Origin of the sequence: Mesorhizobium sp. M0659 (assembly GCF_040320605.1) — a bacterium.
Lineage (GTDB): Bacteria > Pseudomonadota > Alphaproteobacteria > Rhizobiales > Rhizobiaceae > Mesorhizobium.
The window spans coordinates 50,481-73,059 of the sequence record NZ_JAMYPY010000005.1 but is presented as its reverse complement, the minus strand read 5'-3'; the positions used below and the strand labels follow the sequence as shown (position 1 = coordinate 73,059).

General features: G+C 63.0%; 24 protein-coding genes and 1 tRNA gene. 12 read left to right on the top strand and 13 right to left on the bottom strand.

Annotated elements, in window-relative coordinates; translation table 11 throughout:
* Window positions 1-651: a dihydrofolate reductase family protein gene (locus NKI31_RS10120; RefSeq protein ID WP_023833487.1), complete on the top strand. Its 651-nt coding sequence runs from the start codon at window positions 1-3 to the stop codon at window positions 649-651.
* A gap of 63 nt (window positions 652-714) precedes the next feature.
* Here NKI31_RS10120 and NKI31_RS10115 read toward each other — a convergent pair whose 3' ends face one another.
* Complete coding sequence (locus NKI31_RS10115) at window positions 715-1,584, bottom strand: LysR family transcriptional regulator (protein WP_023683786.1); 870 nt, start codon at window positions 1,582-1,584, stop codon at window positions 715-717.
* Window positions 1,585-1,680: 96 nt separating this feature from the next.
* On the opposite strand from NKI31_RS10115, the gene NKI31_RS10110 reads away from it, so the two are divergent.
* Window positions 1,681-2,280 (top strand): LysE family translocator, encoded by a 600-nt coding sequence (locus NKI31_RS10110; protein WP_023683785.1) that lies wholly within the window; start codon window positions 1,681-1,683, stop codon window positions 2,278-2,280.
* A gap of 159 nt (window positions 2,281-2,439) precedes the next feature.
* On the opposite strand, the gene NKI31_RS10105 is transcribed toward NKI31_RS10110, so the two are convergent.
* Window positions 2,440-3,234, bottom strand: coding sequence for an SDR family NAD(P)-dependent oxidoreductase (locus tag NKI31_RS10105; protein ID WP_023683784.1), 795 nt, complete (start codon window positions 3,232-3,234; stop codon window positions 2,440-2,442).
* Between the two features lie 179 nt (window positions 3,235-3,413).
* Between NKI31_RS10105 and NKI31_RS10100 the strand changes: the two genes are divergently transcribed.
* Entirely contained in the window at window positions 3,414-3,878 is a 465-nt protein-coding gene (locus tag NKI31_RS10100; RefSeq protein WP_023691525.1) for a MarR family winged helix-turn-helix transcriptional regulator, read from the top strand.
* A gap of 29 nt (window positions 3,879-3,907) precedes the next feature.
* Here NKI31_RS10100 and NKI31_RS10095 read toward each other — a convergent pair whose 3' ends face one another.
* Window positions 3,908-5,086: an MFS transporter gene (locus tag NKI31_RS10095; RefSeq protein WP_023817667.1), complete on the bottom strand. Its 1,179-nt coding sequence runs from the start codon at window positions 5,084-5,086 to the stop codon at window positions 3,908-3,910.
* Window positions 5,087-5,285: 199 nt separating this feature from the next.
* Between NKI31_RS10095 and NKI31_RS10090 the strand changes: the two genes are divergently transcribed.
* The gene (locus NKI31_RS10090; protein ID WP_023683780.1) at window positions 5,286-5,642 is read left to right on the top strand and encodes an ArsR/SmtB family transcription factor; all 357 of its coding nucleotides are present in this window, start codon (window positions 5,286-5,288) and stop codon (window positions 5,640-5,642) included.
* A 20-nt stretch (window positions 5,643-5,662) separates the two neighbouring features.
* On the opposite strand, the gene NKI31_RS10085 is transcribed toward NKI31_RS10090, so the two are convergent.
* Window positions 5,663-6,133, bottom strand: a complete 471-nt coding sequence (locus NKI31_RS10085) for a nucleoside deaminase (RefSeq protein ID WP_023691527.1) — start codon at window positions 6,131-6,133, stop codon at window positions 5,663-5,665.
* Window positions 6,134-6,312: 179 nt separating this feature from the next.
* Between NKI31_RS10085 and NKI31_RS10080 the strand changes: the two genes are divergently transcribed.
* The 4 genes from NKI31_RS10080 to NKI31_RS10065 all read left to right on the top strand — a co-directional run bounded on the left by NKI31_RS10080 (window position 6,313) and on the right by NKI31_RS10065 (window position 12,310).
* Entirely contained in the window at window positions 6,313-7,089 is a 777-nt protein-coding gene (locus tag NKI31_RS10080; protein WP_023672422.1) for a metallophosphoesterase family protein, read from the top strand.
* Window positions 7,090-7,337: 248 nt separating this feature from the next.
* Window positions 7,338-8,381 carry an SH3 domain-containing protein gene (locus NKI31_RS10075; protein WP_348625477.1) on the top strand — a complete coding sequence of 348 codons (1,044 nt, stop codon included), beginning with the start codon at window positions 7,338-7,340 and terminating at the stop codon, window positions 8,379-8,381.
* A gap of 230 nt (window positions 8,382-8,611) precedes the next feature.
* Window positions 8,612-12,115 carry a carbamoyl-phosphate synthase large subunit gene (carB, locus tag NKI31_RS10070; protein WP_352651438.1) on the top strand — a complete coding sequence of 1,168 codons (3,504 nt, stop codon included), beginning with the start codon at window positions 8,612-8,614 and terminating at the stop codon, window positions 12,113-12,115.
* Between the two features lie 122 nt (window positions 12,116-12,237).
* Window positions 12,238-12,310: transfer RNA gene (locus tag NKI31_RS10065), tRNA-Ala, on the top strand.
* 2 nt (window positions 12,311-12,312) lie between these two features.
* Here NKI31_RS10065 and NKI31_RS10060 read toward each other — a convergent pair.
* The 4 genes from NKI31_RS10060 to NKI31_RS10045 form a co-directional block, all read right to left on the bottom strand.
* Complete coding sequence (locus NKI31_RS10060; protein ID WP_352651437.1) at window positions 12,313-13,869, bottom strand: RNA/DNA-binding domain-containing protein; 1,557 nt, start codon at window positions 13,867-13,869, stop codon at window positions 12,313-12,315.
* A gap of 192 nt (window positions 13,870-14,061) precedes the next feature.
* Complete coding sequence (locus NKI31_RS10055; protein ID WP_352651436.1) at window positions 14,062-14,454, bottom strand: RidA family protein; 393 nt, start codon at window positions 14,452-14,454, stop codon at window positions 14,062-14,064.
* 238 nt (window positions 14,455-14,692) lie between these two features.
* Window positions 14,693-15,157 (bottom strand): cupin domain-containing protein, encoded by a 465-nt coding sequence (locus tag NKI31_RS10050; RefSeq protein WP_352651435.1) that lies wholly within the window; start codon window positions 15,155-15,157, stop codon window positions 14,693-14,695.
* Window positions 15,158-15,457: 300 nt separating this feature from the next.
* Window positions 15,458-16,009: a DUF4142 domain-containing protein gene (locus NKI31_RS10045; RefSeq protein WP_352651434.1), complete on the bottom strand. Its 552-nt coding sequence runs from the start codon at window positions 16,007-16,009 to the stop codon at window positions 15,458-15,460.
* Between the two features lie 331 nt (window positions 16,010-16,340).
* Here NKI31_RS10045 and NKI31_RS10040 point away from each other — a divergent pair, with 331 nt between their 5' ends.
* Complete coding sequence (locus NKI31_RS10040; protein WP_352651433.1) at window positions 16,341-16,679, top strand: hypothetical protein; 339 nt, start codon at window positions 16,341-16,343, stop codon at window positions 16,677-16,679.
* Between the two features lie 287 nt (window positions 16,680-16,966).
* Here NKI31_RS10040 and NKI31_RS10035 read toward each other — a convergent pair whose 3' ends face one another.
* A complete protein-coding gene (locus NKI31_RS10035) occupies window positions 16,967-17,455 on the bottom strand; it encodes a GNAT family N-acetyltransferase (RefSeq protein ID WP_023711187.1) in 489 nt (162 codons plus the stop codon).
* Between the two features lie 5 nt (window positions 17,456-17,460).
* The gene (locus NKI31_RS10030; protein ID WP_352651432.1) at window positions 17,461-18,390 is read right to left on the bottom strand and encodes a transglycosylase SLT domain-containing protein; all 930 of its coding nucleotides are present in this window, start codon (window positions 18,388-18,390) and stop codon (window positions 17,461-17,463) included.
* Between the two features lie 177 nt (window positions 18,391-18,567).
* Between NKI31_RS10030 and NKI31_RS10025 the strand changes: the two genes are divergently transcribed.
* Window positions 18,568-19,149, top strand: a complete 582-nt coding sequence (locus NKI31_RS10025; protein WP_023671959.1) for a methylated-DNA--[protein]-cysteine S-methyltransferase — start codon at window positions 18,568-18,570, stop codon at window positions 19,147-19,149.
* Between the two features lie 148 nt (window positions 19,150-19,297).
* Here NKI31_RS10025 and NKI31_RS10020 read toward each other — a convergent pair whose 3' ends face one another.
* Entirely contained in the window at window positions 19,298-19,624 is a 327-nt protein-coding gene (locus tag NKI31_RS10020; RefSeq protein ID WP_352651530.1) for a hypothetical protein, read from the bottom strand.
* Window positions 19,625-19,922: 298 nt separating this feature from the next.
* Here NKI31_RS10020 and NKI31_RS10015 point away from each other — a divergent pair, with 298 nt between their 5' ends.
* Together NKI31_RS10015 and NKI31_RS10010 are read left to right on the top strand one after the other, a co-directional pair.
* Window positions 19,923-20,135 (top strand): cold-shock protein, encoded by a 213-nt coding sequence (locus NKI31_RS10015; protein ID WP_015316174.1) that lies wholly within the window; start codon window positions 19,923-19,925, stop codon window positions 20,133-20,135.
* 230 nt (window positions 20,136-20,365) lie between these two features.
* Window positions 20,366-20,566, top strand: coding sequence for a hypothetical protein (locus NKI31_RS10010; RefSeq protein ID WP_023671961.1), 201 nt, complete (start codon window positions 20,366-20,368; stop codon window positions 20,564-20,566).
* Between the two features lie 100 nt (window positions 20,567-20,666).
* On the opposite strand, the gene NKI31_RS10005 is transcribed toward NKI31_RS10010, so the two are convergent.
* Window positions 20,667-21,527 (bottom strand): EAL domain-containing protein, encoded by an 861-nt coding sequence (locus NKI31_RS10005; RefSeq protein WP_023689726.1) that lies wholly within the window; start codon window positions 21,525-21,527, stop codon window positions 20,667-20,669.
* Window positions 21,524-22,423, bottom strand: a complete 900-nt coding sequence (locus NKI31_RS10000) for an EAL domain-containing protein (protein ID WP_023737847.1) — start codon at window positions 22,421-22,423, stop codon at window positions 21,524-21,526. Before NKI31_RS10000 ends, NKI31_RS10005 begins: the two co-directional genes overlap by 4 nt.
* Window positions 22,424-22,579 lie beyond the last annotated feature (156 nt).

Genomic DNA, 22,579 nt, shown 5'->3' with positions numbered 1-22,579 from the left:
ATGCGAAAGATCATCGCTTCCACCTTCGTCAGCCTCGACGGCGTCATGCAGGCGCCAGGCGGCCCGGAAGAAGACCCGGTTGGCGGCTTCGAATTCGGCGGCTGGACGTTCCACTACTTCGACGAGGTGGCGGGGGTGGCCATAGAGGAATTGTTCTCCAAACCCTTCGCCCTGCTGCTCGGCCGCAGAACCTACGACATCTTCGCCGCTTACTGGCCGTATCAGAAAGATGCCATCGGAGATGCCTTCAACCCTGCGACTAAATATGTGGCGACGCATCGGCCGGATTCGCTCACCTGGGAAAATACGCAATGGCTTGGAGAAGATATCGTCGCGGCGTTGCGCCGCCTCAAGAAGGAAGATGGGCCTGACCTGCTCATCCAGGGTTCGAGCGAGCTGATCCAGACTTTGCTCGCCAACGGGCTGATCGACGAGATCCGGTTGATGATCTTCCCGCTGCTGCTGGGCAAGGGCAAGCGGCTGTTCGATGGTGGTGCGATGCCCGCCGCTTTCAAGCTGGTCAAGTCGCAGGCCACTACCACAGGCGTCATCATGGCGACCTACGAACGCGGGGGTGAGGTCAAGGTCGGGTCGTTCGCTACGCAGAAGCCGTCAGAGGCCGAGCTCGAGCGGCGTAAGAACTGGAAGTAACAGGGACAGGCTTGGCACCTTTCCTCTCCCCCGATCGACGGGGGAGAGGAAATGCAAGTTCTGTCAAGCCGCCACAGCCCGCCGTGCCAACCCACCCCGGATATACCGCGCGAACTCCTGCGCTGCCGGCGCCGTGCCGTACTTCGGCAAATGCAGATTGATGGAAAAATTCGGCAGCGGCGGCAGCCCGGCATCAAAAGCCAGGATGTCAAGATCGGCAGGCACGGTGGAGGCCAGCCAGGCGGTGACGGCAAGGTCGGAGCGCACTGTCGCGGTCGTGGCGTCGATGTTGCCGTTCTCGAACACGGTGCGCCATTCCAGCCCGTGCTCGTTCAGCGCCGACAGCACCACCGGGCGGAAGGCGCAGGTGTCGGCGACGATCGACACCGGCAGCGGCCGCTTGGCGCGGGCGACGCCGCCCTTGGCCCCCACCCAGACCAGCCGGTCAATGGCCAGGCACTCACCGGCGGACGGGCCGACCGGTTCCTCGATGACGGCAAGGTCGATGGTGCCGGCTGCAAGAGCCGCGGCAAGATCCGGCGAGGCGGCGCAGAGTAGGGATATCTCGATCTTCGGATAGGTCTCGGCATAGGCTTTCAGCACCGGCGCCAGCAAGGTGCCGACAAGGTCATAGGGAACACCGAGCCGCACCTGGCCGGCGACCTCGGTGCCCGCCATCTCGGCCCAGATCTCGTCATTGAGGCCAAGCAACCGTTTGCCCTTGCCGAACAGCCGCTCGCCGGGCCGCGTCAGCCGCAAGCCACGCCGGTCGCGCTCGAACAGGCTGCAGCCCAGCGCCTCCTCCAGCCTTTTGATCTGCTGGCTGACGGCGCCTTGCGTCAGATGCAGCGCGTTCGCCGCCGCCGTCATGCTGGCCTTGTCGGCGACAGTGACGAAGGTGCGGATCAGCGCTGTGTCGAGGTTACGGATCATGGTTGGCATTATACCTACTAATGCCAACCATCGCAAACATTGCATTTACTGAAGTATGCAGAAGTCTACCGTAGGGCCTTCGATGGAGGACGCCTCATGTTGCAGCCCATCTTTCCGCTCATCCTGTTTGCCTTCGTGGCCACCGTCACGCCGGGAATCGCCACCACCCTGTCGACTGCTTCAGGTGCGCAGTTCGGCTTTCGCCGTTCCGTTCCCCTATTGATCGGCAGCGCTGCCGGCCTCGCCACCGTGACCGCTGCTGCCGCCGCCGGGCTCGCCGGTCTGCTGCTGGCCATGCCGTCGCTGCAACTGGCGATGAAAATCATCGGCTCGCTCTATCTCATCTGGCTGGCAATCAAGATCGGCCGCGCCGGGCCGCCTGATCTCGATGTGGCGATGGCAAAACCCAACAGCTTCTTCGGCGGCGCCGGCATTCAATGGATGAACCCGAAGGGCTGGGCGATGGGACTGGGTGCGGCGGCCTCGTTCGCAGCCCTTGCCGACGGTCCGGGACAACTCGCGCTGCTGCTCGGCTCGACCTTCGGCTTCACCGCAGCCATCTCGCTGTCGATCTGGTGCGTGGCGGGCATGGTGCTGGCACGGCTGCTCAAGACCGAATGGCAATGGCGCGCGCTCAACATCGTGCTGGCGCTGGTGCTGGCTGCGTCGATCATACCGATGTGGCGGGGAGCGTAAACGCAGAGGTCGGCGCCAGTACCGCACCCGGACCTGCGGTCCGACCTCCCCACAAAGGGGAGGTAGGGGAGCGCGCACTTTATCCTCCCCCTTGTGGGGAGGGCCGCGAACGAAGTGAGCGGGGTGGGGGTCCTGGTTCGCGAAGCGAACCAGCTACTCTCAAGCCGCGTAACGCGCCGCCGGCTTGTCGGCGTGCAGGCTGCCGTAGAAGACTTGCCTTGCGCCGAGGAAGGTGTCGAGCTTGGCTGTGTCGGCAAGTGCCGGCACGGTGACGGCTTCGCCCCTGGATAGGCCCACAAGCGCGGCATCGACCATATCGTCGGCGGACATGATGATCTCCTTCGGCAGATTGTGGATATCGCCACCGGCGAGCTCCCAGAAATCGGTGCGGGTCGCGCCCGGCAGCACCGCCTGCACCTTCACATTGGTGCCGGCGACTTCGCGGTGCAGGGCCTCGGTGAAGTTGACGACATAGGCCTTGGTACCGCTGTAGATGCCGCCGAACGAGGTATCATAGGCGAGCACAGAGGCGATGTTGACGATGGCGCCGCGGTTGCGCGCAAGAAGCCCCGGCAGAACGGCGCGGGTCAGGCGGGTCAAGGCGATGACGTTGACCTTGATCATGCGCTCGGCCTCGTCGGCGTCGGCCGTTGCCACCACGGCCTGGCCGCCAATGCCGGCATTGTTGACCAGCAGCGTGACGCTATCGTCGGCTGCGATCGCCTGCTCGACGCGGCGCACATCATTGTCGTCGGCGAGGTCGGCTGATATCACGCTGACCTTGCGCTTGTAGGCATAACGCAGCTTTTCAGCCAGTTCCTGCAGCCGGTCGGCGCGCCGCGCCACCAGCACCAGATCGTAGCCTTGCCCGGCCAGCCGGTCGGCATAGACAGCACCTATGCCGGCCGATGCACCAGTGACGACTGCGGTACCCTTGTTGTCCTGTCCACTCATTGTCCTGTTCCTTTTTCTGCCCGGCGAGACAGGTCGATGACCCTCGTCCCGCCCTGACTTCCAATTAGTGGTATATGCCACCATCCTGGAAGTAGGTATATGCCACTATCTTGTCAACGGAGGCGGCAGAAACTATTTCTGCGACAGGCCGGCAGCGGTTTTGCCGGCAAGGAGTCGTGATGAGCAAGACCGTGCTGCCGGGATTCAGCCTTTGCAACAACGCCACGCTGCGGCGCGCCGCGCGCAAGCTCGGCCGCTTCTATGACGATGTAATCTCGCCTTCGGGTCTGAAGGGCACGCAGTACGGCCTGCTCTACCAGATCCATGTCAGCAATGAGCCGGCGATGGGCACGATAGCCGAAGCGATGGTCATGGATCTCTCGGCGCTCGGCCACACGCTGAAGCCGCTGATCCGCGACGGCTATGTCGACACCTTCGCTGACAAGGACGATCGCCGCGTCAAGCGGGTGCGGCTGACCGACCAAGGCCTGGCCAAGCTCGAGGAGACGACGAAATTGTGGACCATTGCCCAGCAGCGCTTCGAGGCCCTGGTCGGCCCGCAACGAGCGGCAGATCTGCGCGCTATGCTGGATGAAGTCGCGGCGCTGGACTACGACGTGCCCGCGGCCGCCCCTTCAAGCTGAAAGAGCGGCCGCCGGTCCTTTGCAAAGATCTATTCGGCCGGCATGGCGACCGGCCGGGCCGCCCAGCGGCCGGCCAGCACCGCGCCAAGCCCGATCAGCGGGAAGATGGCGGCGACCAAGCCGAGATCGGCCGGCACGCCGTAGCGCAGCACGGCGCCGCCGACCACAGCACCCAGCGCCACGCCGAGATAGAGCGCCGAAGCGTTGAGCGACAGCACGATCGGGGCGGCGTCGGGCGCCAGCTTGATGATGCGGCTGGCCTGCGCCGGCGGAAATGCCCAGCCGACCATGCCCCACGGCACCATCATGGCCATCAATGCCGGCCCGGCGAGATGCTGCGGCAGGAAGGTCGGGATGACCGAGAGCATCACCAGCATGACGGCGCTCAGCGCCAGCGACCAGCCGACGGTGCGCGTCGCACCAAAACGGTCGGCCGCCTGGCCTCCGGCTATGTTGCCGATGACGGCGCCGACACCGAAGGCGAGCAGCATGCCGGGCAGCGCAATCGGGCTGAGGCCGCCGCTCTGGATGGCCAGCGGCGCGATATAGGAAAACACCGAGAAGGCGCCGATCAGGGCAAGAGCGGTGGTCAGCAGGATCGGCATGACGCCGGGGCGCAGCGCCGCAGCCAGGCGCCGCCTGAGCGGCAGCTTGGTGCCGACAATTCCGCGCGGCAGCCGGTACCACAGGATGGCGCCGACCAGCGCGCCGAGCCCGGCAATGGCAAAGAAGGTCCCGCGCCAGCCGGCTATCGTGGCAACCAGCGCGCCGAGCGGTGCACCCAGCGCAACCGCCACCGTGGTTCCGCCGACGACGACTGCAATGGCCCGCGCCCGGTGGTGGTCATCGACCAGCGCCACCGCCGTGCCTTGAGCGGTAGCGGCAAACAGGCCTGACGACAGCGCCATGATGATGCGGGCAATGAGCAGCAGCTCGAAGGACGAGCTCAGCGCCGCCACCACATTGCCGATGACGAAGAACGCCAGCGTCCACAAGATGACGCGGCGCCGGTCCCATTCGCCGGTCAGCGTTGCCAGGATCGGCGTGCCGATGGCGTAAGCCAGCGCGAAGGCGGTGATCAGCGTGCCGGCGAGCGGAATGGAAATGCGGGCGTCGGTGGCGATGTCAGGCAGCAGGCTGGAGATGACGAAGCCTTCGGTCGAGATCGTGAACGATCCGAGCGCAAGCCAAAAGAGGCGCTTGTCCATAGGGCGTGTCCTTAGTTCAAAAGTTATTGAACAATTGGACATAACAGGGCGTGATGTCAATGAAGCCAGGTGAAAATAGCTGAAGCCTGCTGACAGCCCTGTGTCAGGACAGCCATTGGGCCAATCGCGAAGCGGACTGTGCATGCCCGCGAAACATGGACGCGTTGAAATCGCCACCGACTGTGCTTAGTTTCGGGCCATGACTTTGCCGCACCCCAATACAGACCAGATCAGCCTGCCGGTTGTGCTCGGCGTGCTTGGCGACCCGACCCGGCTCGCCATCGTGCGCTATCTCGCCAGCAAGGAAGGCGTGCCGCTGAACTGCAGCCGGTTCCTCGACCTCGGCTCCAAGACCAATCTCAGCTATCACCTGGCCAAACTGCGCGAGGCCGGCGTCACCCGCGCCGAAGTGGCTGGCACCAACCGGATGATCACGCTGCGCCGCGCCGACCTCGACGCCCGCTTCCCCGGCCTGCTCGACAGCGTGATTGCGGCGGCCGGAGATGATCCGGCTCTGCCCATCGTCGGTGGCCACGACATCGAAATGCCGGCCTAACCGGTTTAGAAGTCAAGGTCCTAGCGCTGCCAAAAACCGATATGCGGGGCGAGGAGCTCTTCGTCCATCTCGGGGAAGGGTCCGTGGACCTCGACCGGCTTCTGCCCGGAGCCGAGGACTGTGCGCGACGAGAGGTTCATCGTCGGGTTCTCTGCGTGGTTGCCAGTCAGCGCGAGAAGCTTGGTCTCCTCGAAGCCGTAGACCAGCCGGCCGATATTGGCCCAGTACAGCGTTCCCGTGCACATCGCACAGGGCTCGCCGGTTGTGACCAGCGTGCAGGACCAGAGGAATTCCGGCGGATAGGCGTCCGCGGCACGCCGGGAGAGCTCGGTTTCGGCGTGGCGCACGGTGTTGATGTTGCCTTGCCGCATCAGGATGCGATCGTCGGGGCCGACGAGCACGCAGCCGAAAGGATGGTGCCCGTGCGCGGCAGTCTCGCGCGCGACGTCATTGGCGGCGCGAAGGTGGGCAACCATCTGGTCGCGGGTCATCGCCTGTCCTCCCCCGGATGAACTCTGGAGCGGCGTGGACGCTAGCAGATGGAGTGCTTCCGCGATAGGCGGGGCTCCCGGCTGTCTCGAACGATCTCAAGGGCTTGATAATGAAGGCAGGGGCTTGATAACGAAGACGGGCCGCAAGCCTCAACGGGCTGCACCAAGGAGCCCGCCGCATGCGCATTGCCGTTCTCGCCGACATCCATGGCAATGTGCTGGCGCTGGATGCCGTGCTCGCCGATCTAGCGCGGCGCGGCGGCGCCGATCTCACCGTCAACCTTGGCGACTGTGTCTCCGGCCCGCTCTGGCCGCGCGAGACGTTCGAGCGGCTCGAAGCGCTCGACCTGCCGACGGTGCGCGGCAACCATGACCGCCGGGTCGCGGTCGATCCGGCCGACGATATGATGTGGGCTTCAGACCGCTATGCGCAGGAACGGCTGACATCAGCGCAGCGCGAAGCCCTGCTCGCCCTGCCCTTCACGCTGGAGATTGTTCCCGGCGTGGTCGCTTTCCATGCGCGGCCCGACCATGACGAGAAATACCTGCTCGACGCGATCGTCGATGGCCAACTGGTGCGCGCGCCGCTTGCCGCTATTCAGCGGCGGTTGCAGGCGCTGGACCCGGCCTGCCGCATCGTGCTGTGCGGCCACAGCCACCGCGCGGAACTGGTCCGTATCCCCGGCGGCCCCTTGCTCTTCAATCCCGGCAGCGTCGGCGCCCCCGCCTATGAAGATGACACGCCCCCGGCGCATGTTTCGGAGCAAGGCAGCCCGCATGCGCGCTACGGCATCCTCACCTTGGATGGCGATGGTCCAGACCGTTTCGAGACCATCGCCGTCGACTACGACCACGAAGCGGCGGCGAGACAGGCCGCACAGGCGGGCCGACCGGAATGGGCGCATGCGCTGAGGACCGGCTTCATGCCCAAACCCTCTTGGCAAGGCTCCGCTTGACCGCACGGCTGCGCCCTGCTTCCGCCTCGCGGCACCAAACATCGGACGCATTTTCAGACTTACATGGCCGCGTATCGTCCCTTATAAAACCGCCTTGGCATACGGCAGGACTGCTGCCGCAAGGGTAATCGGCGCACGGCCAAATGATGAGGCGCACAATCCGAACCATTTTGCATCGACTGACTGGCGCTCCGCTCCTGCGGGCAGCCCGGTTGTTGGCGGGTCCGTTGGTGGTGGGCCCGTTGTTGGTGAGCTTGCCGGCCAATGCCGAGGACGCGCCTGCCGACATCGTTTCCATAGTGACCGAGCTCGGCCCAGGCGATCTCCTCAACATCCGCGCCACGCCGTCGCCTGTGGGCAGAACCCAGGCGCGTCTGCCGATCGGCTCGAGCGTCAGGAATTTCGGCTGCAACGAAGTGGACGGCCACCGCTGGTGCAAGGTCGAGGAGATTGACAATCCACTGGTCAAAGGCTGGGCGCCCGCGCGCTATCTTATCCCCGACAATCCGACCGTGGTCGAAGTTGACGCCGTGCCGCCCCAGGTGACCGCCAGCGCTGAAGCCGGCGGCCCGGCGCTCGCGCCCGACATGCCGACGCAGCCGGCCGATGTGGCCGCAGCGCCCCGGACGACTGCACCCGCCGCCTCTGCCGCTCCGGCTGCACCCACTCAGGCTCCACCCACCCCGGCTGCACCCGCGCCGGCTCCACTCGACCTGACGGAGCGCCTTGGCGGTACGGATCCAGGCGCGCCGAAGTCCGCCGCCGAGATCGGCAGGACCGCCATGCAGGATGCTTACGGCCTTGCCTTCGCAGCGAATGAAAGTCCGCCGACGGACGAAATCCCTGCCACAGAGGCTCCGGCAACGGAGGCCACAGGGACGCCGGAACTCGCCGCCGCCGCGTCTGCGGGAGCAGCGCCGGATACAGCGTCCGCGCCGGGGGTACTATCCCCGACGCCACGGCCAGACCAGGCCAAAGCTGCGACCGCTACGCAAACCGTTGCACGGCTGGAACCCCCGCCCGCCACCGCCGACATCCCCTGCGCGCGCTATGTCGGCCAGCCGATGACCCGCTGCGCCGTCAACATCGTCCACAAGGGCACTGACAAGGCCGATATCACCGTGACCTGGCCCGACGGCGGCACCCGCGTCATCTCCTTCTCTGCCGGGATGCCGGCCAACTCGGATTCGCCCAGCGAGTTCCGCTTCACAAGGGAAGGCGCCCTCAACATGATCCGCGTCGGGGTATCAGAGCGGTTTGAGATTACGGATCAGCTCGCGCTGGGGGATTAGGTGTCAGGCAGTAGGGAATGGGCAATAGGCGCCTTAACCTCGCTCCTGCCTAATCCCCACTGCCTGATCCCTACTGCCTGATCCCTACTGCCTAGCCTCATTTTCGGGGTTACATCTCCCAAAACTCTTCCCTATAAGGCCCTCCTAGCCTGATACCAGAATCGCAAGCCGGCCGGGTCTTCCCGTCCCGGTTTTTCGTGCAAGCCGCTCGCCGAACGGAACTCACAACGATGCCAAGACGCACCGACATCAAGTCGATCCTGATCATCGGGGCCGGCCCCATCGTCATCGGCCAGGCCTGCGAGTTCGATTATTCCGGCACACAGGCCTGCAAGGCGCTGAAGGAGGAGGGCTTTCGCGTCATCCTGGTCAATTCCAACCCGGCCACCATCATGACCGACCCGGAACTGGCCGACGCCACCTATATCGAGCCGATCACGCCTGAAGTCGTCGCCAAGATCATCGCCAAGGAGCGGCCCGACGCGCTGCTGCCGACCATGGGCGGCCAGACCGCGCTCAATACTGCTCTGTCGCTGCGCCGCATGGGCGTGCTCGAACGCTACAATGTCGAGATGATCGGCGCCGACGCCACGGCGATCGACAAGGCTGAGGACCGGGCGCTGTTTCGCGAGGCGATGAAGAAGATCGGCCTGGAAACGCCGAAGTCGATGCTTGCCAATGCCACCGATGTCAAGAACGCCGACCGCAAGACGCACGAGGCCGAGCGCGCCGCCGTAAAGGCCGAGGCGCCTGCCGACCTCGATGCCGCGCTCGACGCGCTGGAAACCCGCTGGAATCTCGGCGAAGGCGACCGCAAGCAGCGCTACATCAGCCATGGCATGGCGATCGCCGCCCAGGCGCTCGACCATGTCGGCCTGCCCGCCATCATCCGCCCGTCCTTCACCATGGGTGGCACAGGCGGCGGCATCGCCTACAACCGCGCCGAATTTTACGACATCGTCCAGTCCGGGCTCGACGCCTCGCCGACCACCGAAGTGCTGATCGAGGAAAGCGTGCTCGGCTGGAAGGAGTATGAGATGGAGGTCGTCCGCGACAAGGCGGACAATTGCATCATCGTCTGCTCGATCGAGAACATCGACCCGATGGGCGTACACACCGGCGACTCGATCACCGTTGCCCCCGCGCTGACCTTGACCGACAAGGAATACCAGATGATGCGCAACGCCTCGCTCGCGGTGCTGCGCGAGATCGGCGTCGAGACCGGCGGCTCCAACGTGCAGTTCGCCGTCAACCCGGCCGATGGCCGCCTCGTCGTCATCGAGATGAACCCGCGCGTCTCGCGCTCGTCGGCGCTGGCGTCCAAGGCGACCGGGTTCCCCATCGCCAAGATCGCGGCCAAGCTCGCCGTCGGCTACACGCTGGACGAGCTGGAGAACGACATCACCGGCGGCGCCACGCCCGCCTCCTTCGAGCCAAGCATCGATTACGTCGTCACAAAAATCCCGCGCTTTGCCTTCGAGAAATTTCCCGGCGCCGAGCCGGTGCTTACCACCGCCATGAAGTCGGTCGGCGAAGTCATGGCCATCGGCCGCACCTTCCAGGAGTCCCTGCAGAAGGCTTTGCGTGGACTGGAAACCGGCCTCACCGGCCTAGACGAGATCGAGATCCCCGGCCTCGGCCACGGTGCCGTGGCTGCCAACCACGCCGACGACCGCAACGCCATCCGCGCCGCGCTCGGCACGCCGACGCCCGACCGGCTGCGCATGGTGGCGCAGGCGATCCGCATGGGCACCTCGCTGGAAGACGTGCACGCAATGTGCAAGATCGACCCGTGGTTCCTCGAACAGATCGCCGGCATCGTTTCCATGGAAGCCCGTATCCGCGAGCATGGCATTCCGCAAGACGCCGTCAATCTGCGCATGCTGAAGGCTATGGGCTTCTCCGATGCCCGCCTCGCCTCGCTGACGAAGACCGACGCCGAAGTGATTGCGAAGATTCGTGAAAAGCTCGACGTTCATCCGGTTTATAAGCGCATCGACACGTGCGCCGCCGAGTTCGCCTCGCCCACCGCCTACATGTACTCGACCTATGAAGTGCCCTTCGCCGGCGCGCTGGCCAATGAAGCGCAAGTGTCAGCGCGGAAAAAAGTCGTCATCCTCGGCGGCGGTCCCAATCGCATCGGCCAGGGCATCGAGTTCGACTATTGCTGCTGCCATGCCGCCTTCGCTCTGCGCGACGCCGGCTATGAAGCGATCATGATCAACTGCAATCCCGAGACAGTGTCGACCGACTACGACACGTCGGACCGGCTCTACTTCGAGCCGTTGACGGCCGAGGACGTGCTGGAGATCCTGCGCGCCGAACAGGCCTCGGGCGAACTGGTCGGCGTCATCGTCCAGTTCGGCGGCCAGACGCCGCTGAAGCTGGCCGACGCGCTGGAGAAGGCCGGCATCCCGATCCTCGGCACGTCGCCCGACATGATCGATCTCGCCGAAGACCGCGACCGCTTCCAGAAGCTGCTTCACAAGCTCAACCTCAGCCAGCCGAAGAACGGCATCGCCTATTCTGTCGAGCAGGCCCGCCTTGTCGCCGGCGAACTCGGCTTCCCGCTGGTGGTGCGCCCCTCCTATGTGCTCGGCGGCCGCGCCATGCAGATCATCCATGACGAGGGCATGTTGCAATCCTATCTGCTCGACACCGTGCCCGGCCTGGTGCCGGAGGACATCAAGCAGAAATACCCCAACGACAAGACCGGCCAGATCAACACGCTGCTGGGCAAGAACCCGCTTCTGTTCGACACCTATCTCTCGGGCGCCATCGAGGTCGATGTCGACTGCCTCTGCGACGGCACGTCGACCTTCGTCTCAGGCATTCTGGAGCACATCGAGGAGGCCGGCATCCACTCCGGCGACAGCGCTTGTTCGCTGCCGGTGCATTCGCTGCCTTCCGATCTGGTCGACGAGCTGGAGCGCCAGACGGCGGCGCTTGCCCGCGCGCTCAATGTCGGCGGCCTGATGAACGTGCAGTATGCGATCAAGGACGGCACGGTCTATGTGCTGGAGGTCAATCCGCGGGCTTCACGCACCGTGCCCTTCGTCGCCAAGACCATTGGCCGTCCCATCGCCAAGATCGCCGCCCGCATCATGGCCGGCGAGACACTGGAAGACGCCTTCGCCCATTACGGCGCCATACCCGATCCGCGCAACCCCGGCCACATCGCGGTCAAGGAAGCCGTCTTCCCCTTCGCCCGCTTCCCCGGCGTCGACATATTGCTCGGCCCGGAAATGCGCTCGACCGGCGAGGTCATGGGCCTCGACCGCGACTTTGCGCTCGCCTTCGCCAAGAGCCAGTTAGGGGCCGGCGTCGACCTGCCGCGCTCCGGCACGCTGTTCGTCTCCGTGCGCGACGAGGACAAGGCCGGCATCCTGCCGGCGGTCAAGCGTCTGGCCGGCCAGGGCTTCAAGGTGCTGGCGACATCCGGCACCGCCCGCTTCCTCGCCGAAAACGGCGTCGACGCCCAGAAGATCAACAAGGTGCTGGAGGGCCGCCCCCACATCGAAGACGCCATCCGCAACCGCCAGGTCCAGATCGTCTTCAACACCACGGACGGCCAGAAGGCGGTGTCGGACTCGAAGTCGCTCCGCCGCGCGACGCTGATGCAGAAGGTGCCGTATTACACGACGCTGTCTGGGGCGGCAGCTGTGGCCGAGGCGATTGCGGCGCTGAAGGCGGGGAGCCTGGAGGTCAGGCCACTGCAGGAGTATTTTGCCTGAGGAGTGCTGTCTTCCCCCCACTTCTTACTGGAACCTTGAAGACCGCCTAGATCGGCGTATGATACAAGTAATCGAACACCAATAGCTTGATGCGCTACTCTTTAGCTGGTCAGGCTACATGTGTGGTGATAGCTCAACTGGACGAGCGCCCTTTTCGCAAAGGGGAGGATGGGGGTTCGACTCCCCCGCACCCTTTCCTATGGCGCCTTAGCTCTTTGCTTTAGGTAATAGAAGCGATGGCGGCTGCGGGTTTTGCCCGCCGAACGGGCAACAACATTCTTGGCCTCGAGTGCATCCAAAACCGATTTTGTATCGCGCCAGTCGCGACCGATCACCAGCCCGGCATCGGTGACGTTCACCTTCGTTTGCTCCGCCAAATAGTTGACGATCAGTTTCTCGCTCTCGGTGAGAGAGGCAAAAATCTCAGGATTGATACTAGATGCCGCCTCAGATCTTACGAACAGTTTACGATGCTGCACATCGTTCTCAAGTGTTACAGTTACCCGAAACGTTCCGCCTTGCTTTTGAACAAATATCGGATCAGGTAGATTCGCTTCGCGCATCCCTTCCCGCATTCTTCGCGTGCCTTCGAACGCGCATTGAACGAAATCAAAATAGTACATTCCCCACATTAGGTTCGGATTGCGAGGGTTATGGGCTTCAAAAACCGTGGTTTCGGTTGTTGGTGGCATGAAAGAACCTGGAGATTCAACTACAATTTTATCTTCAAACATTTTGACAAAGATGTTCATTTGCCGAAGATTGTAAGAACGATGGACGGCTGCGTTTACGACCGCCTCGAGCCAAACCTCTTTTGGGTATTCGGGATTGGTTACAAATCGCCCGTCTCGTCCTAGTCGAGTAAAATTCCTTATCTGAGTTTCGATAAATTGCTCTGCTCCCAAAATTTGCAATGGGAGTGGTCCTTCAAACGTCCGATCTGCCACTGAATTCAGATTGCGACCAAAGCGTTCTTCTGCACCGTCATAACGAAGAACTCGGATATAGGCACCAGGAACCGCTTCCCTCGGATCTTTTGCGAAAATGAGCGCGCAGGCGAGGTTCGGAATGAAGCCAGCCTTTCCTGGCTTTCCAAACTTGCTTAGGGCCAGCACGTCCTCAATGGTGAAACGCTGTCCAAGTTGTCGTTTGGCCAAATATTGATTTCGATAATCGTTGAGCAAGGGAATATCAAAGTCCTCGGGAAACTTGAGATTGGCTGGCTCGGACTCGACATCCAACTCGCCCTTGTTGAGCCGGATTTCCCGTTTTTCAGTCTCGCTCAGTCTGCGCTTTTCTTCGCCCTCACGAATATAGGCGTTGCCATCCCCCATCTCGACCAGCTTGTCCTGCCGATAGTAGACCCGTAGGACAAGAACGTAGTCTTCCTGCCCCTTCACATTCTTTACGGGGACCTTTTTGAATTCATGTCGAGCATCGGAACAGAACCTTTGGATAGTTTGAAGTTCGTTCAGATGCTCTGTCTCAGTGCCGACACAGCCCGTGATGGTTCCGTCTTTCTCGACCCCTATAAAGACAATACCGCCGTGTGGCTGGGTATTACCCCACATGGATAGATAATCGGCCAAGTCGCGTTGAGAAACTTGGGCACGCTTACGCTCAACCCGGTTATCTTCCTTGAACCGCTCGATGGTGATCTGATCACAAGATCCAAAGATATCGTCAGGCGTCCAAAGCTGTGGCAGGTTCGGCAACGGCGCATTGAAATCAAATGCGAGTTGCTCGCTCGCCATTGAATCGTTGACGGGTCTTGTCGACTTGGGTGATTTTATCAAATTATTTCAACGAGTTGTACTGGACAAAAGATTATAGACGCATGCTAGTCGTTAGGGAAGCCATCAAACGAACCTGCTAGGGACATTATCTGATAGCAAGGCCGAGCGAACCCAGCCACGCCAGCATTTTCATCTGAGACCAAAGATCGTTCAAACCACCGCCACGCACTCGATCTCGATATCGAACTCCATCGGCCATGACGCCACCGGCACGAAACTCCGCGCCGGCGGGTTGACGCTGAAATACTTCGCATAGACCCGGTTGATGGCGTTGTAGAAGCCGGAATTGACGGCGTAGATGCGCACCATCACCACGTTGTCCAGCGAGGTGCCCGCCGCTTCCAGGCAGTGTTTCAGCGCCTTCAGCGACGCCTCGGTCTGCGTTTCGATGTCGCCACGAACCATCTCGCCGGTTACCATGTCCACCGGCGGCGTCGCCGAGATGAACACGAAGCCGTTGGCCCTCACCGCCGTCGAGCAGGACAGCCCGAGCGCCCGCACCTTGGCCGACATGACGGGCACTTCGATGACTTCTTTTTTCACGGTGATGCTCCCTTTGTTTGCCAAGCTGGCGCCAAGGCCCCCTCACCCAGCCTCCGCTTCGCTCGGCTGACCTCTCCCCGAGGGGAGAGGAGCCGGTCAGCGCCAGCGCTTCCCTCTTCTCCCCAGCGGGGAGAAGGTGGCCGCGAAGCGGTCGGATGAGGGGGCCGGCGCCACCTTTAATCGTGAGGAACTTATCCCCCCACCCAGCGAACACCAGCGCCGAAGCATGGTCCAGCCCTCACCCCTGCCCCGGATAGGGCATGCCGTCCTTGTGCAGGAACCTGCCATCCGAACTCGGGCTCATCATGTCGATGTCGGAGCAAGTGATGAGATCATCCGGATTGCGCGAGCCGACCTCGAGATAGCGCGCCGTTGTGGACGAGCGGTTGATCATGTGGTGGCCGTTGCCGCTGTTCTTGGCGAAGGCAGTACTATCGCCGGCCTTGAGCAGCGTCTCGCCGCCATCCTCGACCAGCACCAGTTCGCCTTCCAGCACATAGACGAACTCATCCTCATGGCTGTGCCAGTGGCGCTGGCTCGACCAGCCGCCTGATGGCAGGGTCATCAAGTTGACTCCGAAATCGGTCAGGCCGCCGGCATCGCCGAGGCGGTGGCGTGTGCGCTCGGCGCAAGGGGCGTCGAAGGGTGCGGGGTAGCCGGAGCCCTTGCGGACAGGCACGGTGGACAGGTCGATCTTGGGCATGGGAGCTCCATTGAATTGGTGGCGGCAGTGTATGTCACTGCCGGCGCAGCCACAGAGCCACTTTGCCGCAATGCCTTGCCAACGGCTGGCATCGGCCGTCGCACTCTACGGCGCCCCCCTCTGTCCTGCCGGACATATCCCCCGCAAGGAGGGAGATTGGCTCGCCTCAGCCTTCGCCAATTTTCACCGTCGCAAGAAAAGCACGGCGCCGACGCTGCTGATCTCCCCACTCGTGGGGGAGATGTCCGGCAGGACAGAGGGGGGCGCCGTAGAATGCTATTGCTGGCCAGTCACCAGCCCTCAACCCTGATGCGCCGCCGCGAGTTCCTTCACGTGCTTCTCGTGCATCTGCAGCGTCGGCAGCGTCTTCTTGGCGAATTCCTTCAGCGCCGGGTCGTCGCCCGAGTTGGCATAGCTGCTGAAAAGGGCAACTGCCTCCTTGTGCGCGTCCGTCTGCATCTGGATGTACTTGGCGTCAAAATCCTTGCCGCTTGCGCTCTTCAACTCGTCGAGCATTGCCTGCTCCTTCGGCTGCAGGGCCGGTCCCGCGGCTTTGGTTGAACCGGTGGTCTGGCCCTGGCTCAGCGCCGCCTTGAACTCCTTTCCGGCTTTGGTGTGGTCCTTGACCATCTGCTTGGCGAATTTCTTGACGTCAGCAGCCTTGGATTTCTCCTCGGCGAGCTTGCTCGACTGGATTTCGAATTCGTTGGAGCTAGGCACGGTCTTGACGAAGGTTGGGGTATCGATCTTGCTGGCGGCCATGGCAGGCGCGACCGCAGTCGAGTTGGCCGCAAAGGCGGCAGGGGCACCGGCGAACAAGGCGACGGCGGCAATGGTGAGAAGCGTTTTCATCTGAGGTCTCCGATTTGAAAATTTCCCTCGGCTAATCAAACGCGGCATTGGCGGCAGGGTTGCGTCCGGAGAGCTATTCGTCAGCGACGATCTGCCGAAGAGCCGTCCCGAGCCCCTGGCGGACAAACCTCAGGACAGCACGCCTCGCCATATTGCAGCTGTTCGTTCCAGTTCGGCCGACCCTCAGGCGTGAAATCCATAAGGTTCCACAGGATCTCGCAGATGCCGATGGCGCGCTGATCCTGGTCCCGATGGACGGCGCTGCATTGGGAGCCGGTTGCACTTCCCTGTATTGCGTCTGCAGGTTAGGTTTCCGGAGCTGGGGAGACACATGCAAGAGGATGAAGAGATCGATCTGCGCTGCCCGCAAGTGGTGGCCGACAACGCCGCCAGGGGGTTGAGGCTGCGAAGAGAATTCGGCCGGGGCGGCACCGAGATCGGCGTGGCGCGGGCGACGGAACTCAAGAACCGCGAAAAGCTGGCGCCATCCACTATCCGCCGCATGGTCAGCTATTTCGCCCGCCACGAGGTCGACAAGCGCGGCAAGAATTACGGCAATGAGGACAATCCATCGGCCGGCCATATCGCCTGGCTGCTGTGGGGCGGCGACGAGGGCCGCGCCTGGGCGCTTGAGCTCAAAAAGAAGATCGGCAATGCGCCCGATATCTGAGGGCTGCCGTAAAACGACTGGCGGGCCCCAAACCCCCGCCTGGGACCCGCCAAGGAGTGGCTGAACACATGCCGGTGCAGCCGCCCCACATCTGCCAGTCGTCGATCCGCCATCGGTCGAAAGGCATGGATGGTGAGGTAGCATCCGGTTGCGGCGGCCAATGTGAAGCAGTTCACAATCCGGAGGTTTTCAACAGCGCTCGAGCAATTCCAGGAAAGGTGGGAACCGGTTTTCCCGGGAAAAGCGCGTAGCGTTTTCCTCAGGGAATTGCGGCAAGAAAAAAGCCCTTACCCTTCCCAGGCGACAGGCATCATTCCCAGCCGCTCGTAGAGCCGGAGCGCGGCGGCGTTCTCGACCGTGTTGGTCTTGAGGTCGACATGGGCCGCGCCCCGATCCCGAAAGGCGTTGAAAGCCTGCCACATCAGCGCTTCGCCAATGCCTTTGCCGCGCGCTTCGGGATGGACCGCGAGGTCCTTGACGAAGGCCCTCGTCCAGCACAGCGCTGCCGCCGCCAGCCGTCCCTTGGCGTCGATGACGAGGAAACACAGCGCCGGGTCGAATTCGGCATCGCTGGATATGCGCGGCCACCATTCGTCGAATGGGCCGTCAGCGCCGTCCTCGAACACCTCGGTCAAAAGCGCATGCAACGGCTGCGCGTCACCATGTTCGAAGCAGCGCATGGTAAAGCCGTCCGGCCAGTGCGGTGCAACGAGCGTCTCGTCGAGGATCTTGCGCAGCCGGATGTCGTTTGGAGCCGGCGGGCGCGGTTCAGGCATCGCGCTCAGGCGTCGGGCTGCAGCCGGCGGCGCTTGCGGTCGACACCGAGGCCGGTCGCCGCGAGCAGGCCTTTGCGCTTGGCGTCGAAATAATAGCCTGTCTGGTAGAGCCAATCGGCCTTCTTGGCGTTGCCACCCGCCACCAGCCAGGCGCCACGCAGATATTTGACCGCGTATTTCAGATTGGTTTCGGCGTCGAACAAGCCCTTGGCCGGCCCGTCATAGCCCATGCCGCGCGCCGTCGCGTGCTTGATCTGCATCAGCCCCCAATGGCCGTTATTGTAAGCCTTGGGATTGTAGGTGCTTTCGCGGTTGACGACGTGGCGCACCAGATCGACCGGCACCTCGTAGAGAGCAGCGTATTTCTGGATCAGCCGGTCGACGTCGCCGCGCATGCCGGTCGCATGCTCTTCTTCCGGGAGACCGAGCGGCGCGGCGGGAAACTGGCCCAGGGAAGCCGGATTCTGCGGCACGACATAGGCTACCTGCTGCACGCCGGGCATGGCGTTCTGGCCGCCCTTGGCGGTCGCCGGCATGACAAGGCTGGCGGCCGTATATTGCGCCGCGACCGGCTGTCCGGCCTTGGCGGGCGCAGGCGCCTGCCAGGCATTGGCGGCCATCACCGCAGGCACGGCCGGGGCCGTGGGCGTCGCGCCGGCAAAGGCCGCCGTCGCGGCAACCGGCTGCGCAGCGGCATCGAGCGCTGGCGTGGCCGGCGTCGCTTCGGCCGCCTGGACGGGTGTTATGCCCGAGGATTGCGGTAGCACCGAAACCGTATCGGGCAGCGGCAAGGTGAAGCCGGCATCGCTGCCGGCGGCGGTCGCGGTTTCGGTTAGCGCAGGCGTAGCCTTCATCTGCGAGGTCGATTGGCAGCCGCTGAGGGCAGCTGCGCCGACGATCACAGAGATCGCGAAAAGGTTGAATTTTGCTGGCAAGCCGCGCGGGTCCGATTTGTCGGTTGTTAAGAAGTCCTTACACCAGCGATTCCTGGTGGGCAATCGGAACCATCTGGTGGTTTTCGGGTGGCGAGAGCCGGGCTCAGATGCCATATTGTTCTGCATATGTACAGGTCGGCATCCCGGTTTTCGCCACTTTGCGGAAAGGAGCGCATCATGGAAACGGCATCTTCGATCACAGCCGGCCACGCAGTGTTAGAAACAGTGATCGGCTTCATGGGCATCGCCTGGAGCGAAAAGGGCCTGATCCGGCTCTGCCTGCCCGAAAGGAGCCGCGAAGCGGTGGAACGCCGGCTGATGCGGCATGCCGGTGTTGCCGCCAATACGACTGCGAACATTGGGCAGCCGCAATGGGTGGTCGAGCTGATCGCCTCGATCAAGGCGTATGCGTCAGGCGAGGACGTCGATTTCTCCGGTGTGCCGGTCGATCTCGACGGCGTCGACGACTTCCGTCTCGCCATCTACGACGCGGCGCGGAAACTGCATTACGGCGAAACCACCACCTATGGCGAACTGGCCAAGCGCGCCGGCCAAGCCGGCCTGCCGCGCGAAACCGGGGCAGCGCTGGGCGCCAACCCGGTGCCGCTGGTCATCCCCTGCCATCGGATACTAGCCGCGGGCGGCAAGATCGGCGGCTTCTCGGCGCCCGGCGGCTCGGCCACCAAGGAAAAGATGCTGGCCATGGAAGGCGTGCGGGTCGGCCCGCCGCCGGCGGCGCAGGTCTCGTTCGGGTTCTAAGAGCTTGAATGGTATGCCGGCTGGGTATGTTGAGATTCAGGTCAGGCCGCACCGAGAACTATGGTCTTCGAGAACCGGAGCGGAGCGTACTTAATGTACGTGGGCGCCGGAAGCGCAGAAGACCGGCCTCACTTGAATATCAATATGCCTAATGACGGCGCAGGAAGCGGCGGTGAAAATGGTCGTTCTCGATCCGCTTGCAGAGATAGACCGGGCAGAGTTCGGTATCGGCGCTCGGCACATAGGCGCGCTTTCTGACCTCGCCGACATTGCAGAATTGCTGGCTCTGCACATAGCGGTCGAAGAGCGGCAGCCCCGGCACGCGCCTGGACTGATAGCGCAGGATGACCGCGCCCTGGCGGGCGATCGTGCCTTGCACCCTGTCGCAGCTCATACGAGTGGGGTCGTAGCGCGAGATCGCCTGCGCCTCGGCGGCCGCCAGCGTCAGGCAGGCGGCAAGCAGAATGGTTTTCACAACCGTTTTCATGACATTCTCCCAAAACCGGACTAACGCCGTCGGGCGTCCCGATCTTCCCGATTGCTCGACGCTTTCATGCGATTGGGACGGCCCTTGGGCGGCGCCACCGCAACGCCATTTTTCGAGCCATCTTGTTTTTGGTGCGAAACCCGCCTATATCAGCTCCATTGATATTTCGGCCGATCGATCCGGGCCTCGCGATCTTCGCGTTTGCTGACGTCTATCTCCAAAATCTCGATACAAACCGGCTGAACCTCGGTTCGGTCAAACCAAAGCAAATGCGAGGACTATTCATATGGCAACTGGTACGGTCAAGTGGTTCAATGCCACCAAGGGCTTCGGCTTCATTCAGCCTGATTCGGGCGGTGCGGACGTTTTCGTTCACATCTCCGCTGTCGAGCGCGCTGGACTGTCGACCCTGGTCGAAGGCCAGAAAATCAACTTCGAGATCGAGCAGGACCGCCGCACAGGCAAGTCGTCCGCTGGTTCTCTGAGCAAGGCAGCCTGATTTTGCGATAGCGCGCGCCGGACGAGAGTTCGGGGCGGGCGGCAAGTCACGGATGTACTGACGGTCGCGCGAGAAGCGCGCTGGAGCAGAAAGACCCGACAAGCTGGATCAGCAGATAGCTGCCGGCCCGGACTTAAAGCTCCGATCAGGCTACCGAAAATGGGAAGGCGGGATTTATCCCGCCTTTTTGTTTGTCTGGAATTGGACGATGGCCATGCTAGTTTCGCCCCATGACCAAGCTCGAACAGATTGAAAGATCCATCGCAGCCCTGAACACCAAAGAACTAAAGGCCTTTACCAAATGGTTCGCAGCGTATCAGGCAGAGGTGTGGGACATGCAGATCGAGGCGGACGCCAAGGCTGGCCGGCTGGATAAGTTTGCCGAGCAGGCTTTGGCTGAACTTCACGCGGGCCGAGTTCGCCCTCTTTGAATGCGCGCTACGGCCGAAGGCCGCAAGCCCAACCGGGCATCGCGCCCGTTGGCGTCCGGTCCGGAACGAGCCGCGAAGCGGCGGCAAGCGCGAGCACAAATCAGCGCCGCAGATGCAGCGGCACCACCTTGTTGTCGGCGCCAAGCAGCGCCTCGATCGACAGCGGCTCCCGGTTGAAGATCGTGCCGGCCAGCGCCGGGCGGCCGAGATGGAACCCCTGTAGCAGGTCGACGCCGCCATCCAGCGCGACGCGCAGATGCACGGATTGCTCGATGCCTTCCACCAGCACCTTGGCGCCGCGATCGTGCAGCGACGAGACGAGCGGCCGGAAGAAGCGCTCGGCGGCAGCGTGGCGGCAGAATTCGGCGAACCAGCCGCCGTCGATCTTCACAATATCCGGTTGAAGCAGGCTCATCCGCTCCGCGGTCGAGTGGCCGGTGCCGAAATCGTCGATGGCGATGCGGATGCCGTGGCGCCGCATCTCGCGCACCAGCGGGGCCAGCACATTATCGTCGGCCGCCTGTTCGGTGATCTCGCAGACCAGCATGGCGGCATGCAGGTCGAGATCGCCAAGATGCCGCGTCATCAGCCGGATCTCGGCCAGCGCCCGCCCGAGATGATCGTTGATCATCGGGTTGTAATTGAAGAACAGGTCGAGCCCGTCGACGCCGATGTTGCGGAAGTTTTTCAGATGCAGCATCCGGCACATCGTCTCGACAAACAGGCGGTCGCCCGGCGCAACACTGTCGAAGAACATGGCCGGTGCAACCGGCATGGAAGCGCGCTGCGGTTCGATCAGCGCCTCGACGGCAACCGCGGCCAACGCGCCACCGCGTGGCGCAAAGATCGGCTGGTAGGCGCTCTTCAGCCGGAACGCGCCATAGACGCCGTATTCGATGCCGACCTCGTCGGCAAAGATCGCTTCGCCGATATCGCGACGCCTCTCGCGTTGCCCGGTCATGGCCCGGTCCTGCGCCCGAACACCCTGCCCGACCGCGCCGGAGGCGCTGCAGTCGGGCCGGCAGGCGTCTTGCCAGGCTCGGCCGCCGCGACAGATGGCTGCCCATCCTTGCCGAAAGCGCGAAAGCTGGTCGGCGCCAGTTCCGGCTTCGCCAGCACGAAGCCCTGCACCATCGATGCGCCGGATTTCTCGGCCAATTGAAGCTGCCAGCCTTCCTCGATGCCTTCGAACACCGTCCGGATGCCCTGTAGTTCGAAGTTCGTCACCATGGCAGTCAGTAGGGCAAAGCCGGCGCCCGATTCCATGAGCTGCGTGATCCAGTGCGCATCGAATTTGACGATGTCGGGCTTGAGCTCCTTGATGCGGTTGATGTCGGATTCATCGGCGCCGTAATCGTCGACGGCGATGCGAAAGCCATTGGCCCGCAGCGCCTCGACAAAGCTGTAGAGCGTTTCCTGCGACGCCGACTTCTGCTCGGTCACCTCGCACACGATGCGGCGCGGATCGATCCCCGCCTCGTGCAGCACCAGCCGCATGTCGCGCAGCGCGTTGTCGGCAACGGTGCGCTCGGTGAACACCGACGGGTCGAAATTGACGAAGATCGAGGCTTCTTGCGGCAGGCAGGCGCCGGCATTGAGCAAATGCAGCGTGCGCGTCAGCGCCTCGATGTGCAGGCGGTCGCCGGCCGGACAGGTGCGGAAGAAGTTCATCGGCGATTGCGGCTCGCCGTCACGAAACGGCCGGATCAGCCCCTCGAACGCTGCGATCGAGAGCTTGCCGTCCTTGAAGGCGAAGATCGGCTGAAAGGCGCTCTGCAGCGTGTAGGGACCCCAGACACCTGAAGCGGTGCCGTCATCGTGACGGATGATGTGGGCAAGCCCGGTGCTGCGCGACAAGGGTCCCTCGCTCCGCGAGACAGGCGAAATGGCTGGCGATCCTGCAGCCAAAGGTTTTAGCGCCCGTTGATGAATTTAGTCTTGCCGGGGATAAGCCGTCGATTGCAGAGCCCGCAACGCAGAGTGAAACCGTCATGCACGCGCTCCAAAAAGCCG

Excerpts from the sequence above, each read along its gene's own strand:
- NKI31_RS10120 (WP_023833487.1), top strand. The coding sequence starts at position 1 with ATGCGAAAGATCATCGCTTCCACCTTCGTCAGCCTCGACGGCGTCATG.
- NKI31_RS10115 (WP_023683786.1), bottom strand. The coding sequence starts at position 1,584 with ATGATCCGTAACCTCGACACAGCGCTGATCCGCACCTTCGTCACTGTC.
- NKI31_RS10110 (WP_023683785.1), top strand. The coding sequence starts at position 1,681 with ATGTTGCAGCCCATCTTTCCGCTCATCCTGTTTGCCTTCGTGGCCACC.
- NKI31_RS10105 (WP_023683784.1), bottom strand. The coding sequence starts at position 3,234 with ATGAGTGGACAGGACAACAAGGGTACCGCAGTCGTCACTGGTGCATCG.
- NKI31_RS10100 (WP_023691525.1), top strand. The coding sequence starts at position 3,414 with ATGAGCAAGACCGTGCTGCCGGGATTCAGCCTTTGCAACAACGCCACG.
- NKI31_RS10095 (WP_023817667.1), bottom strand. The coding sequence starts at position 5,086 with ATGGACAAGCGCCTCTTTTGGCTTGCGCTCGGATCGTTCACGATCTCG.
- NKI31_RS10090 (WP_023683780.1), top strand. The coding sequence starts at position 5,286 with ATGACTTTGCCGCACCCCAATACAGACCAGATCAGCCTGCCGGTTGTG.
- NKI31_RS10085 (WP_023691527.1), bottom strand. The coding sequence starts at position 6,133 with ATGACCCGCGACCAGATGGTTGCCCACCTTCGCGCCGCCAATGACGTC.
- NKI31_RS10080 (WP_023672422.1), top strand. The coding sequence starts at position 6,313 with ATGCGCATTGCCGTTCTCGCCGACATCCATGGCAATGTGCTGGCGCTG.
- carB (WP_352651438.1), top strand. The coding sequence starts at position 8,612 with ATGCCAAGACGCACCGACATCAAGTCGATCCTGATCATCGGGGCCGGC.
- NKI31_RS10060 (WP_352651437.1), bottom strand. The coding sequence starts at position 13,869 with ATGGCGAGCGAGCAACTCGCATTTGATTTCAATGCGCCGTTGCCGAAC.
- NKI31_RS10050 (WP_352651435.1), bottom strand. The coding sequence starts at position 15,157 with ATGCCCAAGATCGACCTGTCCACCGTGCCTGTCCGCAAGGGCTCCGGC.
- NKI31_RS10045 (WP_352651434.1), bottom strand. The coding sequence starts at position 16,009 with ATGAAAACGCTTCTCACCATTGCCGCCGTCGCCTTGTTCGCCGGTGCC.
- NKI31_RS10040 (WP_352651433.1), top strand. The coding sequence starts at position 16,341 with ATGCAAGAGGATGAAGAGATCGATCTGCGCTGCCCGCAAGTGGTGGCC.
- NKI31_RS10035 (WP_023711187.1), bottom strand. The coding sequence starts at position 17,455 with ATGCCTGAACCGCGCCCGCCGGCTCCAAACGACATCCGGCTGCGCAAG.
- NKI31_RS10025 (WP_023671959.1), top strand. The coding sequence starts at position 18,568 with ATGGAAACGGCATCTTCGATCACAGCCGGCCACGCAGTGTTAGAAACA.
- NKI31_RS10015 (WP_015316174.1), top strand. The coding sequence starts at position 19,923 with ATGGCAACTGGTACGGTCAAGTGGTTCAATGCCACCAAGGGCTTCGGC.
- NKI31_RS10010 (WP_023671961.1), top strand. The coding sequence starts at position 20,366 with ATGACCAAGCTCGAACAGATTGAAAGATCCATCGCAGCCCTGAACACC.
- NKI31_RS10005 (WP_023689726.1), bottom strand. The coding sequence starts at position 21,527 with ATGACCGGGCAACGCGAGAGGCGTCGCGATATCGGCGAAGCGATCTTT.